The organism is Lentzea indica (assembly GCF_012184385.1).
In the GTDB taxonomy this organism is placed as follows: Bacteria; Actinomycetota; Actinomycetes; order Mycobacteriales; family Pseudonocardiaceae; genus Lentzea; species Lentzea indica.
Genome location: NZ_VSRL01000228.1, coordinates 1 through 14531, shown reverse-complemented (window position 1 = coordinate 14531; position 14531 = coordinate 1). Strand labels below are relative to the sequence as shown.

The following is a 14531-nucleotide window of genomic DNA, read 5'->3' as shown; positions in this document are numbered from 1 at the left end:
GGTCGCCGAGCGACGTGCCGGACCCGCTCGACAGCACGTGGTTCAACGCGCTGCCGTCGACGATCCCTGCCGAGGTCGGCCAGCTGGACCACGGGTAGCCCCAGCGGCTTCCCAGGTCGGGTCGTGACCCGTCCGCACGTACTGCGCCTTGCCGCCGATGACGATCTGCACCGAGGTGCGCCCCTGTGCGATCCGGTCCGTCGAGCACTGCGCGGCGTCGACGACGTCCGACGTCTCGTCGCAGAACGGGCGATCCTCCGCGAGCCCGGTGTAGGGCCAGATCGTCACGCCCCACGCGAGCATCACGCACATCAGGAACGCCAGCAGCGAAGGGGAGAAGCCGACGCGCGGTGCCACCGCGCGTGCCGGCTTCGGTAGCGGTTCGGTCCTGTAGTGCAACGTCACCGCGATGATCACGCCGATGCCGAGCGCGACCGTGGACTGCACGCCGTAGGAGAGGAACGGTGCGGTGATACCCGAATGCGGCACGGCGTTGACCGTTGCGGCCAGCACGAACAGAAACTGCGCCAGGACCATGCCCGCGAACCCGCCGACGAACAACCGTTCCGGCGACGCCGCCTTGCCCGTCGTGCGGCACAGCTTCGCGAGCGCCGCGGCCAGCAACGCCAGCAGCGCGCTGAGCAGCAGCACGACGATGCCTCCGAGCTTGCTCCAGATCACCGCGAGCACGAGGTCCGAACTGCCCGCCGGCACCGTGCCGGACGTCGTGTCGGCGAGCCCGCGTCCCCACAGTCCGCCGTCCGCGATCGTCGCGAGCGACTGCGCGATCTGCGAGTGCGTGCTGGCGAAGGCACCGGCCAGCGTCTCCTGGCACGGGGACGTGCCCGCGGGGACCACCGGTGGCGGCGTGCCATCAAGAGGGTCCACACAGGACTGTGCCCAGTTGTGGACCCACGGGTTCCGCTGTGTCTCCCACCGCGTCGTGATGTACGAGGTGGTCAGCATGACCAGGAAGCCCACCGCGGCCAGCGCCAGCAGCGGCACGAGCATCGGCCGGGTGTACGTCCACGCGGTCCGCGTCGCGGCCACCGACCGCGCAGCGCCCCGCCGTCTGCTCACGTCGAGCGCCTGCGCCACCTCGGCGCGCACGACGAGCCACACCATCGTGACGGTCGCGGCGAACACCGGGATCAGCGGACCGATGTCGGACTTGAGCATGCTCGCGACACCGACCACACCGAACAGCACGAACGGGTACAGCAGGTGCCGCCGCGCCTTGACCGCGTGCGTCAGTTCGCCCCGCGCGTCCCGCAACCGCTTGCGCTGGATCCGGAACCCGTACGCGTGATCCGCCAGCATCATCGCGAGCACGGCGAGGTAGACGATCTTTCCGTACTCGGGCGTCGCGATCCCGGCGAAGGTGAGCTGACCGTCACCCACCAGCGGCGCGGCGAACAGCACGAACACCACGACCAGCCCGCCCGCGTGCCACCGGTCGTGCCGCGGCCTCTCGAACCGGATCCTGCCGGGACGCACCTTCACCATCATCAGGACCAGCACCAGCGCGAGCGCCGCCGCCGGCAGGATCACCTTGGTCAGCGCGCTGGCGGGCGCGTCCCCCTCGAGCGCGTCGACGAAGCCGACCGCCGGATCGCGCACGACCTCCAGCCGCACGGTGAGCAGCAGTCCGAAGAGCACCAGAACGCCGGTCGTCAGCAACACCGCCAGCGCGGGGCCGGACACCACCGCTTCCTCGCGGCGGGCGTGCACCGCCTTCAGCAGGTGCAACCCGAACCCGACCGCGATCAGCACGAGCACCAGCACCGCGAGCGTCCAGTGCGTGGTCCGAAGCCCGGATCCGAGCCAGAACCCCAGCCACAGCAGGACGAACGGCCACCACAGGCTCGGTTCGCCACCGCGCAGCAGCACCACGGGCACGGTGAAGAACCGGTTGGGCTGGGGCGCCCCGAGAGCGCCGATGGCCGCGGCCGGCCGGTTGGTCAGGAACCGCAGTGCGTTGCCGATGGCGAGTGCCAGCCCGAGAAGGACGAACGACCGGCTGAAACCGTCGATCCCGCCGAAAAACATCGACAAGTACGCGGAGAGGCCATTACTCATCGCCGCTGCAGCCCTCCGATTCCAGTGCGGGGTGAATGGGGTGTGACAGGTGCAGGAAGGGGACGTCGCGCGGACGTTCTTCGGCTGTACCGCCTTGCTGATCGGGGCCACCTTGATGGGCGTTACGGCGATCGCGAACATTCATGATTCACTCGTTCGGGGTCGTAACGCCGGGTGTCGACTGGTCGATAACCAGGGCCGTTCATCTCTTTGTGTGTTATTAAGCAAGTGGTCTGACCACTGCTCATTCACGGCTTCTATGGGGGTGGCTGCGACGGAAAGCCCAGGTCACGGCCGTAGGTTTCCATCAGTCGCCGATCTATCGGTCTCGTCACGGCCGTCGGCAGGGCGGGCTTCGGGATGTGCATCTGAGCAACCCGGGTTTTCTTTGTGTGGCCGGCGGCGCGGAAAGCCGGCGTGGACGAACAAGCCTAAGCGAGTCTCTCGCTCAATGGTTTGAGAGATCGCGGGCAAATGAATGACAAAAGCATGTCACCGCCGTACGCGGCCGGGCCCGTCATGTCCAAGGAGAACGCAAAAACGCTGACCGGCCCCGTGTCAGGGCCGGTCAGCGTTTGCGACCGTGAGGGGTGCAGGCCGGCGTTGGCGCGCTCACCGACCTGCTTCTGTTGCAGCCAGATCGAAGCCTGGAGTCACTCCGGTTTGCGGGCGACGAACCGGCCGACCGTGAACACCCCGGCGGCACGGGCGGCGTCGAGCACCCGCTTCCCGTCGTGGATGACGGTGCTGAGCTCGCCGTCGTAGCTGCCCCAGCCCTGACCGTCGTCCGGCGGTGTGCTGCCCCAGCACTCGACGCCCGGATACAGGTCCTCCGCGATCTCGACGACGAACCCCGCCGCCTCGATCATCTCGCGGTAGCTGTCCACGGTGCCGTGCCCGGGAATCGAGATGACCTCCTCCACCGGGCGCATCCACTGAGCGATCTGCTCGTCGGTCTGGTACTCGCCGAACGCCCTTTGCAGCCAGTCGACCCCCACCAGGCGTGCACCCGGTTTGAGGATGCGGAAGACGGCGCGGAAGAAGCTCGCTTTGTCCGGCAGGTGGCACACCGATTCGAAGAAGCTCACCATGTCCAGCGAGTCCGTCGGCCACGCGACCAGCGTTTTGTAGTCTTCGTCGCCCGCGGTGAGGAACGACACCTGGCTGCTCATGCCCTGCTCGGCGCAGTACTGACGAGCTTGCTCGCTCAGCCACTCGTTGTTGGAAAGACCGACGAACGACGCACCGCTGATCGAGGCCATGTACACCGTCGTGCCGCCGACCCCGCTGCCGAAGTCCAGCGCGGTTCCGCCGGGCTGCAGATCGGCGGCCTTGATCTGCTTGAGCGCCAACGCCTTCGCCGCCTCGGCGGGGGACAGGCCCGCGGTTTCGGACTCCAGGTCACCGTGGTGCCAGAAGGGCCCCATGAGCTGCGAGTAGGCCGGCCCCGCCGTGTCGTAGTACGTGCGCACCTGCGCCTCGACGGTACCCATCAGACCTCCACGTCCCAGCGTTTCGCGACAGCGCGCACGATCGTGCCAGACCGGCTCCAGTGGCCACATGCGGCCAAAGGGGCGAGCCTGCCGCCGGATTCCCCACGCAGTGTCACCACCTGGCCGGCGCCCAGCGCGTGTCAACCAGAGAAGGATGAACGTCCGGCGGAAACCTTCAATCCCTGCGAAAGACGTGGACAAGTACGCGAAGACCCATTGCTCATCGCCGCTGCGGCCCCGCCGAATTCTCGCTGACCACCTTGGTGATCGAACGGACTTGATCGGTGTCACGCCGGCCGCGGGCATTCTCGATTCACTCGTCGGAGCCGTAACGCTCGGTCGTTCCGCGACTTCGGGGCAACGTTCTCGAATCCTGGCCGGCGTGCCGCGCCGAACCGGCGACGGCCACGACCGCGGTGACCGGTGGCCCCTGGGTGGCCTGACGGCCGTGACCGAACGGGCCGCCTGTCACGATCGCCCCGAGCCGTCAAGACCCGCGCGCATTTCCGAAAACCGCCGGTGACACAGTGCAACCACGGAGGTTGCACTCCGTTCTTGGTCCGGAGACGTCGCACACCCGTGTCAAGTTCGCTGTCATTACTGTCTTGTTTCGAGTGTTCAGTTCGCGAAAGTCCAGTTCGGACCGCATCGGCAACCCGTTCTACCTGCGAGAGCGCGTTCATCCACCACAACCGAGGTTCGCGTGGGCGGGACCGAACACCGGATAGGGGGTGTTGCGATGGTCATGTGACTGAGTAGTCTGCACGGACCCCCAAGATCATCGCTGTTGGTCAAGCGGTGCTATCTTTCCGTCGCCAATTCGGGTCGTCGTGGAGCGTTGTGAAGCTGAAGACGGTGCCTGAGACGAATTACAAGACAATTCGTTCTCGGCTTACTGGTGTCGTGGTGGTACCCAGCATCGTCCTCCTGGTGATGTGGGCGCTGTTCTCCTCCTACACGGTGTTCGAGGGGCTGTACCTCCAGCTGATCGCCTCGGGCGTGCGAGACGCGTCGATTCCGGCTGTGCAGTCGTTCGCATCGCTGCAGAAGGAACGTGAGCTCAGCATGACGAGCCTGAGCAAGCCGGGCTCTGGCACGACCGCGTTGCTCAAGCAGCAGCAGGAAACCGATGTGGCCCTGGGCAAGATGAAGACCGCGTTCGCCGAGCTCGCCTCCCAGGCGCCGCAGGAGGTCGTCGACGGGATCGGCAAGCTGAACGGTCTGCTGGACCAGCTTCCCGACCAGCGCACGCGACTCGAGTCGGGCACGGCGTCCAAGCCCGAGATCTACCGCTACTACAACAGCGTGCTGGACGCGGGCCTCTCGATGTTCAACACGCAGGCCCGCATCGTGCCGGACGCCGAGACGACGCAGAGCGCGCTCGCCGGCATCCAGTACTTCCAGGCCGCCGACTCGATGTCGCGGGCAGGCTCGGTCGCCGCAGGTGGGCTGGCGGCCGGCAGGTTCACGCCGGACGAGCACCGCGAGTTCGTCAATCTCGTCGGCGCGTACCGGTCGTACCTCAGCTCGATCGAGCCCTACGCCCTGCCGGAGGTGCGTGAGCACTACAAGCAGATCACCAGCAGCTCGCAGTGGCAGCAGCTGACCACCCTCGAGAACCGCCTGATGCAGAGCGCGGAACGGCCCATCGGTCAGTCGGTCTCGCTGGCGGAATGGGAGACCGCCGACCGCGCGGTGTCCACCGAGCTGATCAAGCTGGTGGAGGAGCAGTCCAGCGGCACGGTGAACGTGGCCATGGCGAACGGCAGGGACAAGTTCACGACGGTGCTGATCGGCAGTCTGGTCGCACTGATCGCGGTGATCGCGGGAATCTTCGTCGCGGTGCGCGTGTCCAGCCGCCTGGTGAACAAGGCGTTGATCGTCCGGCTCACCAGCCTGAAGAGCGACTCGCTCAAGCTCGCCCACGAACGGCTGCCGGACATCGTCGAGCGGTTGCGCGAGGGCAAGCACGTCGACGTGGCGGCCGAGGTTCCGGCGCTGGACTACGGCAACGACGAGATCGGGCAGGTGGCCGACGCGTTCAACGCCGCGCAGTACACCGCCGTGGCCGCGGCGGTGAAGGAGAGCCAGACTCGTGAAGGCGTGAACCGGGTCTTCCTCGACATCGCACGCCGCAACCAGGGTCTGGTGCACCGTCAGCTGAAGATCCTCGACAAGCTGGAGCGCGAGGAGGAGAACCCCGATCACCTCGACGCGTTCTTCCAGCTCGACCACCTCGCCACCCGTGCGCGCCGCAACGCCGAGAACCTGATCATCCTGACGGGGGAGCAGCCGGGACGGCAGTGGCGCAAGCCCGTGCGGATGCTCGACGTCGTGCGCGCGGCCGTGGCGGAGACCGAGCAGTACGCACGCGTGAAGGTGAACCCGGTGCCCGAGGTGGCACTGGTCGGCGCCGCCGTCGCGGACACGATCCACCTGATCGCCGAGCTCGTCGACAACGCGACCTCGTTCTCCTCGCCGCGTTCGCAGGTCGAGGTGCACAGCAGCGAGGTGCCGCAGGGCCTCGTGATCGAGATCGAGGACCACGGGCTCGGCATCAAGCCGGAGGACCGCGAGCAGCACAACAAGATGCTGGCGGCGCCGCCCGACTTCGAGGCCATGAGGCTGCGCGGCGAGTCACGTCTCGGCCTGTTCGTGGTCGCGCGGCTGGCCGCCCGCCGCGGCGTCAGGGTCGAGCTGCGCGACTGCTCGTCGGGCGGAACGATCGCGCTGGTGCTCATCCCCGCCGAGCTGATCGTCGGTGAGCCCGGCGCCGTCGATCCCGCGGACTCCGTGCAGATGCCCAAGCCGACGTTCCGGCAGCAGACGCTCCAGCAGGCCTCCCTCCCGCCGCAGGGCGACCTGGCGCGCGACTCCAGGTCCACGGAGTCCTTCCAGCTGGACGAGTTCTGGGCGGGGAGGGCAGTGGGAAACGGCGCGGGTTCCGTCCAGCCGCGAGATCCGGAGATCAGCGGCCGGATCGAGCTGCGCCAGGAAGGCCACCTGGACGGCGCTTGGCCGACCGCCGACCCCGGGGAAGGTGCTGAGACGCGTCAGGACGCCCGGCCGGAGCTGCCGCGCCGCAGGCGTCAGCAGCACCTCGTACCCCAGCTGGCCAACGACGATGTCCAGCCGATGCCCGACCTCGGCGAGTTCGACGCGGAGGAACGGGCCGAACGAGCACGCGACGGCATGTCCGCCTTCCAGCAGGGCACGCGTGAGGCCCGCCAGGCAGACGACGTCGTGGAACCCTGATGACGGGACGACCTAACACCGAAAGGGCTATTTCCGTGGACGACCTGACCGGCGGGCACCCCGAGCTCAACTGGCTGCTGGAAGACCTCGTCGCCAGAGTGGTCGATGCCCGGCACGCGGTGGTGCTGTCCGCGGACGGCCTGCTGCTCGCCCGCTCCCCTGAACTGTCCAAAGACGACTCCGATCACCTCTCGGCGATGGCGTCGGCGTTCCAGAGCCTGGCTCGGGGCACCGGACGGCACTTCGGCGGCGGGCAGGTCCGCCAGACCATCGTCGAGATGGAGCGCGCCCACCTGTTCGTCACCGCGGCGGGGCAGGGAGCCTGTCTCGCGGTGGTCGGAGATCAGGACGCCGACATGGGCATGATCGCTTACGAGATGAACATGCTCGTGAAGCGCGTGGGCAGCTACCTCTCGTCGGCGCCCAGAACAGTGGCGTCACCGCGGTTGCCAACGCGCTGGGCCTGTCATGAGCCAGCATTCGGCGGACTGGTGGTACGACGAGGCGGCGGGCCCCATGGTCCGCCCGTACGCGATGGTGAGCGGTCGCACCAGGCCCAAGCCGGCGGGCGACGAACTGACCCTCACGACCCAGGTCCGGGCGATCCGCACGTCGTCCGACCACGGCTCGCTCCTGGTCGAGCACCTGGAGATCATCAAACTCTGCCGGAAACCGCTTTCCGTCGCGGAGGTCGCCGCCTACCTGAACGCGCCGCTCGTCGTCGTGAAGGTGTTGCTGAGCGACCTCATCCAGCGCGGTGACGTCATCACCCGCGACCCGTCGAGAACGGCGGTCCCGGTGGACATGAACCTACTTCAGAAGGTGCTCGATGGTGTCCGTGCAATCTGACCAGCGCAGCGATGAACCGCTCGTTCCCTCGTCGGTCAAGATCGTGATCGCGGGTGGGTTCGGTGTCGGCAAGACCACGATGGTCGGTGCGGTCAGCGAGATCACCCCGCTGCGGACCGAGGAGCTGCTCACCGAGGCCGGTGAGGAGATCGACGACCTCGCCGGTGTCGAAGGCAAGAACACGACGACGGTCGCGCTGGACTTCGGCCGCATCACGATCAACCCCGAGCTCGTGCTCTACCTGTTCGGCACGCCGGGCCAGGACCGCTTCTGGTTCATGTGGGACGAGCTGTCGGTCGGCTCGATCGGCGCGGTCGTCCTGGTGGACACCCGCCGGCTGGAAGCGGGTTTCGGGGCGGTCGACTTCTTCGAGCGCAGGCACATCCCGTTCGTGGTGGCCGTGAACTGCTTCGAGGGCAGCCACTCCTACACGACGGACGAGATGCGCCAGGCGCTCGACGTCTCGGACACGGTGCCGTTGGTGCTGTGCGACGCCCGTGACCGCGAGTCCTGCAAGGCGGTGCTGGTCCGCGTGATCGAGCACGCGATGAACAAGCTCGACGTCATGGCCTGACCTGTTCGAGCCGGCACCGGAAAGGCCGCAGCATGGCCGGTGCCTCGACCAAGCGATAACCGGGCACCTGCTCGGGATTCTTGGCGATCCCCGCGAGCGTCTCGGCCACGTACTCCAGGTGGCTGCGCGTGTAGACGCGTCGCGGGATCGCCAGGCGCACGAGCTCGAACGGCGCGGGCGTGATCAGTTCGCCTGAGTCGTCGATCTCCCCGAGGTAGAGCGATCCGAGCTCGGCGCACCGGACACCGCCCGCGAGATAAAGCTCCGACGCGAGTGCGTGGCCGGTGAACCGCTGCGGCGGGATGTGCGGCAGCAGCCTGCCCGCGTTGAGGTACACGGCGTGAACGCCGGCCGGCCGCACACTGTCCACTCCGGCCTGACGCGCGCACTCGGCGAGGTAGGCGGTGGCTTCCGCTCGCTCACGCAGGTACAGCGGGTTGGTGACCTCGATCATGCCTTGTGCGCACATGTCGAGGTCGCGGCCGGAAAGCCCGCCGTAGGTGCTGAACCCCTCGGTGGCGATCAGCAGGAGCTCGCACCGCTTGGCCAGCTCCGTGTCGTTGAGCGCCAGCATCCCTCCGATGTGGACGATGCCGTCCTTCTTCAGGCTGACCACACAACCGTCGGCCAGCCGGAACGCCAGCTTCGCGACGTCGCGCGGGCTGTGGTCGCGGTACTTCGCCTCCCGCTGGGTCACCAGCCACGCGTTCTCGGCGAACCTGGCGGCGTCGAGGAAGAACGGCACTCCGTGCTTGCGGCACAACGCACTCGCCGCCTCGAGGTTCGCCATCGACACCGGTTGCCCGCCGCCGCCGTTGTTGGTGATCGTCATGATCACCAGGCCGACGTCGTCCGGTCCTGCCAACGCCTCCTCGAGCGCGACGAGGTCGATGTCGCCCTTGAACGGTTCCTCGCTGTCGAGGTCCTTGGCCGCCGGGCACGGAAGGTCCCGCACCACGCCGCCCACGATCTCCGCGTTCGCGCGCGTGGTGTCGAAGTGCGTGTTGCTGATGGAGATCTGGCCGGGCTTCAGCAACGCGGAGAACAGGATCCGCTCGGCGGCACGGCCCTGGTGCACGGGGAAGATGTGCTGGTAGCCGGTCAGTTCCTCGGCCACGTCGCGGAACCGGAAGAAGGATCGTGCGCCCGCATAGGTTTCATCGCCGCGCATGCCGGCGGCCTGCTGCTCCGCGGACAGGGCACCGGTGCCCGAGTCGCTCAGCAGATCGATCGTCACGTCGTTCGCGGTGAGGTTGAACTGGTTGTACCCGCCGGCGGCGTACACGCGTTCCCGGTACTCGCGCGTGGTGATGGGAATGGGCTCGACGACCTTGATGCGGTACGGCTCCACGACGTGCTGCCTCTCTAGACGGACATGGCCTTGGTGCGGGGCGGTGTGACGTCGTACGCCTCGGACGACAGGTAGACAGTGGCCCCCGGCCGCGGTCTGCCGAGCCGTAACGACACGTGGGCGATCAGCCCGACCCCTTCGCCCAGCGGCCGCTGGACGAGGCTCGCCAGCGCCATGACGAACGGTGCCGTGTCGAGCCCGCACCGAGCCATGATCGAAAGGACGCGTCCGCACGCCTCCAGGTCGTCCTGCACGTAGTCCCGCAAGGGGATGTAGAGGGAGTAGCCGCTCGGCCTGTCGGTGTCGCCGGCCATGAAGGTGTAGCTGGACATGAGCGGGCGGCGGGTGAAGGGTCCCGTGCCGCCACAGGCCAGTGCGCAGACGTCCGCCAGGAGTTCCAGATCCACGTCGGGTGCCGCGGACGCCGCCCGCACCACGTCCGCCGTTTCGGCGGCGTCGTGCGACACGTAGGTCTTCACCCGAGCCCGGTTCTGGTCCATGAGATCGAGGGCGAAGAAGGAGAACCGGTCCAGTCCCTCGCGTCGCAACGCGTGCTCGGTCACCGCGGGGAACGCCGCGCCGAGACCGAGCCTGCCCAGTGCCTCGCCGACGAGTGCGGTCGCGCTCTCACGGCCACGCGCCTCTGGATTGAGGTAGACCTTGATCGCGGGTGCTTCCCGAGCCTGGACGATCAGCGAGTACCAGAACGCGAACGCGCCCTGTGGCTCCGCCGGCAGAAACAGGTCGCGCACCTGGTCCAGCCGCCTGAGATCCAGCTGGTGCCGCGCGGCCAGCCGGTCGAGCACCCCGAGCGCCGCGGCGAGGTTCGCCCGTCTGTCCGGCCGCTCCGCGAGCGACTCGACGATCATGCGAACCGAGGGAGGCTCGTTTTGAGCCAAAGCCACCGAGAATTCCACTGGTGTGTGGTCGTCGGCGACGAAAGAAGGCCACTGGGGAACTGCCGAGAGTGGCAGTCGACTACCTGGGCCCAATGCCTCGCCCAGCAGTTTCGTCGACCTTTCGGCAGACTCAGTTAAACCGACGGCACGCAGCAGGTTCTGCAGTTGTGCGACGGCGAAATCGCGTATTGAGACGTGTGGCGCGCTCAAGATGGGCACTCCTGATCGGCCGGGGGAATCAGGTCGGTTCGCAATCCTCTCGGGGTGGAATCGCGAGGTGAATTCTCTCAACTCGGCAGGTGGCCTGGTCAAGGCCCAGAGGGGTTGCGTGCGACACTCTCGCCTGTGATGAACGTTGCACTGCTTGGCCTATTGACTTGATCTGGTATCTGCTGTTGCAAGGTGGGCAAGGGGGAATTGTGCGACTGCCCGCACGTGTGCTATGCGTGATCGCTTTCGGCTTCGAAGAGTGAACGATTGCGCAGTGAATGGGCGTTGTGATAAGCGCCCGGATTGCTGCCCGTTTGTCCCGGCACAAAACAAACGGGGCACGTCCGCTGTGGCGGACGCGCCCCGTTCGCATCGGTTTCGGTACTGCTCGGTTCAGTGGCTCTTCGCGCAACGGTCCTTGCCGGGACAACTGCGGATCAGGCGCACCAGTGGTGCGGCCTCGATCTGAGAAGGCGGATTCGCCGCACCCCGTGGCCATTGCACGGAGACCGCTATCGACGACGCGTTGTTGTCGTAATTCTTCTCCAGCAACGCGCGATCGGAGTTCACGACGTTGACGACGTCGTAGATGCCGGACGGGACGTGCGTGAGGTCCAGCCACTGGAAGTCGACCTCGTGCTTGTAGTCGTCGCCGGAGCCGACGGAGATCCCGAACATCACGTCCAGAGCGGACGGGTTGTGATGCTCGCACATGTGGCCGTCCAGGCGGCTCGCCAGTTGCCCTGCCGGGCTTTCCGGGTCGGTGGGGCGGTGGGGAAGGTCGTCGCGAACCGTGTAGCGGTCGCCGATGCAGAAGCCGTTCTTGCGGTCTGTCACGACCACGCCACCGTCGGGGGTGCGCAGCTGGAAGTACTCGAAGCTGAGCAGGTGCCAGTGCTCGTGCGTCGGGGCGGGCTCGTAGTAGGCGCTGGCAAGGGTTTCGCGCCGCGCCTCGGCGAACGAGCCGGCGATGGATCCGTCCACACCGGACTGAACGGCCTGGCGCACCTTCATGGTCGGCACGTCGGTGCTGTCACGGTGCGCGTGCAGCAACAGCGGGCCGTCGCCGACGTTGTCGATCGAGGTGGTGAACCGGAGGCGGACCGCCTCGACCGGCCCGCCGCTGTGCACGCACTTGCCCCGGGGTGCGGAGGCGTCCTCCACCAGGCACACGTCCCAGGCCCGGCAGGTGACCGGGATGCCGGAGAAGCCTCCTGGACAGCCGATGGGCGCCTGCCTCAGGTCGGGCAGCAGCGGCGCCGGGTCGGCCTGGACGTGTTGCGAGGAAACGAGGTTGACCGCGGTGATCGTGAGTGCGGCGATCACCGCGCCGATTCTGCGGGCCATGCGGTGTTCTCCTGGGTCGATGATCTCCTGGCGTCGCGCAGGAGCAGGTCCGTCACCGAGCCTGCGAGCTCCACGCTCGAGTTCCAGCTGGTGACGTCCGGGTAGACGTGGGCCGTCGTGGCGAGCAGCAGCCGCGTGCCTGGCACCTCGACGGCGGGACGCAGGGACAGGTACCCGAGCGGGTACACCGGCTCGACGAACGGCGCCTTGAACGTGCGGACCTCGTCGACGTCGTCCTGCGTGAGTCCTTTGTGGAGGCTCAGCAGCTGGTCGGTCCACCGCCGCGCGATGCTGCTCTCGTCCTCGCGGTACAGCGGCGACTCGCGATCGGTGTAGCGCATGACGTACACGAGGTGCCGTCCGCCGTGCAGCTCGGTGCCGGTGAGCGCGGACATCTCGATCACGCCGTCGAAGTCCGTTCCCGACCGGAGCACCGGCGCCCAGTAGTGCCCGGACAACGGCTTGCGGAGGAAGAAGAGCGTGTTGACGACACCCTGATAAGGCAGCTGCACGTCGGGCAGCCGCCGCGCCAGGTCCTCGTCCGCGATGCCCCGCAACGCCGGCAGCGGGACGGTGGAGACCACGTGCTCCGCCTCGATCGTCTCGCCGTCGTCCAGCGTGACGAACGCGCGGTCCTGTCCGGCTTCCAGCCGCCGCACGGGAGCGGACGTGCGGACCTCGCCGCCGCCTGCCTCGATGGAGGCGCGCAGGGCGTCGATCACGCTCTTGTAGCCACCGGCTGGGTACCCGCGGACGGAGTCGTTGCGTTCCCGGCCCAGACGCTGCCAGAGGTACAGGGCAGGCACGTCGCCGAACGCGGAGCCGAACTTGGCGCCGAACATCGGCGCGAGCAGCGTGCTCCAGGTGGCGTCGCCGTACAGGCCGCGCAACCAGTCCTCGGTGCGCATCAGGTCGAGGTCCTTGCCCTTGCCGAGCCTGCGCAGCAGCAACGAGACCACACCGAACCGGACCCGGTTGACGAGGCTCAGCGGACGGAACCTCAGCAGGTCCAGCGCGGAGTTGAACGAGTGGTGGGCACCGTCGACGATCATGCCCATCCTGGTCGGGCGCCACCCGACGCTCTCGCGCAGGCCGACCTCGTCCAGCAGGGCGAGCAGCGCCGAGTCGGTGGGCATGACGCAGTGGTAGAAGCGTTCCGCCGACCTGCCACGCGACTCGAAGAACGTCCCCAGGCCGCCGAGCTGATCGCTGGCCTCTAGGAGCGTCACCGGCAGTCCTTCGCGGACGAGCCGGTGCGCGGTGGCGAGGCCGCAGATGCCGCCGCCGATGACCACGACGCGAGGTGCCATCAGAGCTTCCGGAAGGGAACGGGCGCGAGCTTGTCACGCGTGAGCAACAGCAGGTACTGCACGAGCGTCCGGCCGAGCCTGAGCTTGCTGGGGCCGGGTTTGCGGTCGTAGCGCAACCGCAGCGGGATCTCGCTGACGACCGGCGCGCAGTGCCGGAGCTTCAGCAGAAGTTCCACCATGCAGGCGAATCCGCGTTCCTCGACCAGCCGTTCGCCCCAGTGCGCCGCGGCGCGGCGCAGCAGGCTCACCCGGTAGGCGCGGAACCCGCTGGTGAAGTCCTGGACACCGTCGACCTGCAGCACCCTGCCGAACACGACGGCGGCACCGCGCGAGAGCAGCCTGCGCCACCGCGGCGCGGTCGAGTCGTCGCCGCCGTCGACGAAACGGGAGCAGATCACGACGTCCGCACCGGCCGAGATCTCCTTCAGCAGCGCGGGGATCACCGCGGGATCATGTGTGTCGTCGGCGTCCATGACGATCACGACGTCGTCTGGCGCCGCTTCCGCGAGCACCGCCATCAGTCCTGATTGGACGGCCTGCCCGAGCCCGAGGTTCACCGGGTGGCGCACCAGGCGGACGTCGAGTCCCCGCACGCCGGCCACGCAGTCGCCGGTACCGTCCGACGATCCGTCGTCGACCACCCACACCGTGATCCGGTCCGCGAGCTCGACGTCGGCGATGCGCCGCAGCAGCGGCGGGAGCGCGGCCGCCTCGTTGTAGGCGGGCAGGACGACGTGCACATCGCCACACGTGCTGATCGCCTTCTGCACGGTCGCGGCCGGTTCCCCGGCCGAATGGCGGGTGCCGTGTTCGTCGACTCTCACTCAATGCCCCCTCTTCGGTGGCTCGCGGTTGGTGGCGTGAATTATTGACACGGCGTGCTAAAGCTTTGAGACGACCCTGGGCGAGTTCAGGGCAGAACTATGGCGAAACTTCACCAACTGTGTTCGCTTGGAACACCAAAGAGGGAATGTTGATACCCGAAGAGATGATTTCTCGCAGCACATTCACTCTTTCGTGCAGTTCCGCGGTCAAAACTCCTTCGATCGGATGATCTTCAATGAGGCGATTCTCGGCGGTTGCCGATCCAGCCGCACCACTCCCGGCGCCGGAGGCTGACCGCGGACGCCCGCAGCAGCGCCGCGTCAGCCGGCCGGAGGGCCG

Annotated in this window: 10 protein-coding genes and 1 pseudogene; 4 read left to right on the top strand and 7 right to left on the bottom strand. The window is 67.5% G+C overall.

Annotated elements, in window-relative coordinates; genetic code table 11:
- Window positions 1–42: 42 nt before the first annotated feature.
- Together FXN61_RS38410 and FXN61_RS38405 are read right to left on the bottom strand one after the other, a co-directional pair.
- Complete coding sequence (locus FXN61_RS38410) at window positions 43–2079, bottom strand: FtsW/RodA/SpoVE family cell cycle protein (RefSeq protein WP_167978820.1); 2037 nt, start codon at window positions 2077–2079, stop codon at window positions 43–45.
- Between the two features lie 653 nt (window positions 2080–2732).
- On the bottom strand, window positions 2733–3572 hold the full coding sequence (locus FXN61_RS38405) for an SAM-dependent methyltransferase (protein ID WP_167978819.1): 840 nt from the start codon (window positions 3570–3572) through the stop codon (window positions 2733–2735).
- Between the two features lie 903 nt (window positions 3573–4475).
- Here FXN61_RS38405 and FXN61_RS38400 point away from each other — a divergent pair.
- From FXN61_RS38400 to FXN61_RS38385, 4 genes and pseudogenes are all read left to right on the top strand, one after another.
- Window positions 4476–6827, top strand: coding sequence for a sensor histidine kinase (locus FXN61_RS38400; RefSeq protein ID WP_312878325.1), 2352 nt, complete (start codon window positions 4476–4478; stop codon window positions 6825–6827).
- Window positions 6827–7279: pseudogene (locus FXN61_RS38395) on the top strand (roadblock/LC7 domain-containing protein); the annotation flags it as partial. The gene FXN61_RS38400 and the pseudogene FXN61_RS38395, both read left to right, overlap by 1 nt.
- 16 nt (window positions 7280–7295) lie before the next feature.
- A complete protein-coding gene (locus tag FXN61_RS38390; RefSeq protein WP_167978818.1) occupies window positions 7296–7676 on the top strand; it encodes a DUF742 domain-containing protein in 381 nt (126 codons plus the stop codon).
- Window positions 7657–8250: a GTP-binding protein gene (locus tag FXN61_RS38385; RefSeq protein WP_167978817.1), complete on the top strand. Its 594-nt coding sequence runs from the start codon at window positions 7657–7659 to the stop codon at window positions 8248–8250. The genes FXN61_RS38390 and FXN61_RS38385 overlap by 20 nt, the downstream gene beginning before the upstream one ends.
- Here the strand turns inward: FXN61_RS38385 and FXN61_RS38380 are convergent.
- From FXN61_RS38380 to FXN61_RS38360, 5 genes are all read right to left on the bottom strand, one after another.
- Window positions 8240–9601 (bottom strand): tryptophanase, encoded by a 1362-nt coding sequence (locus tag FXN61_RS38380; RefSeq protein ID WP_167978816.1) that lies wholly within the window; start codon window positions 9599–9601, stop codon window positions 8240–8242. The two genes, FXN61_RS38385 and FXN61_RS38380, sit on opposite strands and share 11 nt — an antisense overlap.
- Before the next feature lie 14 nt (window positions 9602–9615).
- Window positions 9616–10719 (bottom strand): tryptophan dimethylallyltransferase family protein, encoded by a 1104-nt coding sequence (locus tag FXN61_RS51120; RefSeq protein ID WP_312878324.1) that lies wholly within the window; start codon window positions 10717–10719, stop codon window positions 9616–9618.
- A 384-nt stretch (window positions 10720–11103) separates the two neighbouring features.
- Window positions 11104–12057 (bottom strand): lysyl oxidase family protein, encoded by a 954-nt coding sequence (locus FXN61_RS38370; RefSeq protein ID WP_167978815.1) that lies wholly within the window; start codon window positions 12055–12057, stop codon window positions 11104–11106.
- Complete coding sequence (locus FXN61_RS38365; protein WP_167978814.1) at window positions 12033–13367, bottom strand: NAD(P)/FAD-dependent oxidoreductase; 1335 nt, start codon at window positions 13365–13367, stop codon at window positions 12033–12035. Before FXN61_RS38365 ends, FXN61_RS38370 begins: the two co-directional genes overlap by 25 nt.
- Window positions 13367–14191: a glycosyltransferase gene (locus FXN61_RS38360; RefSeq protein WP_167978813.1), complete on the bottom strand. Its 825-nt coding sequence runs from the start codon at window positions 14189–14191 to the stop codon at window positions 13367–13369. The genes FXN61_RS38365 and FXN61_RS38360 overlap by 1 nt, the downstream gene beginning before the upstream one ends.
- Window positions 14192–14531 lie beyond the last annotated feature (340 nt).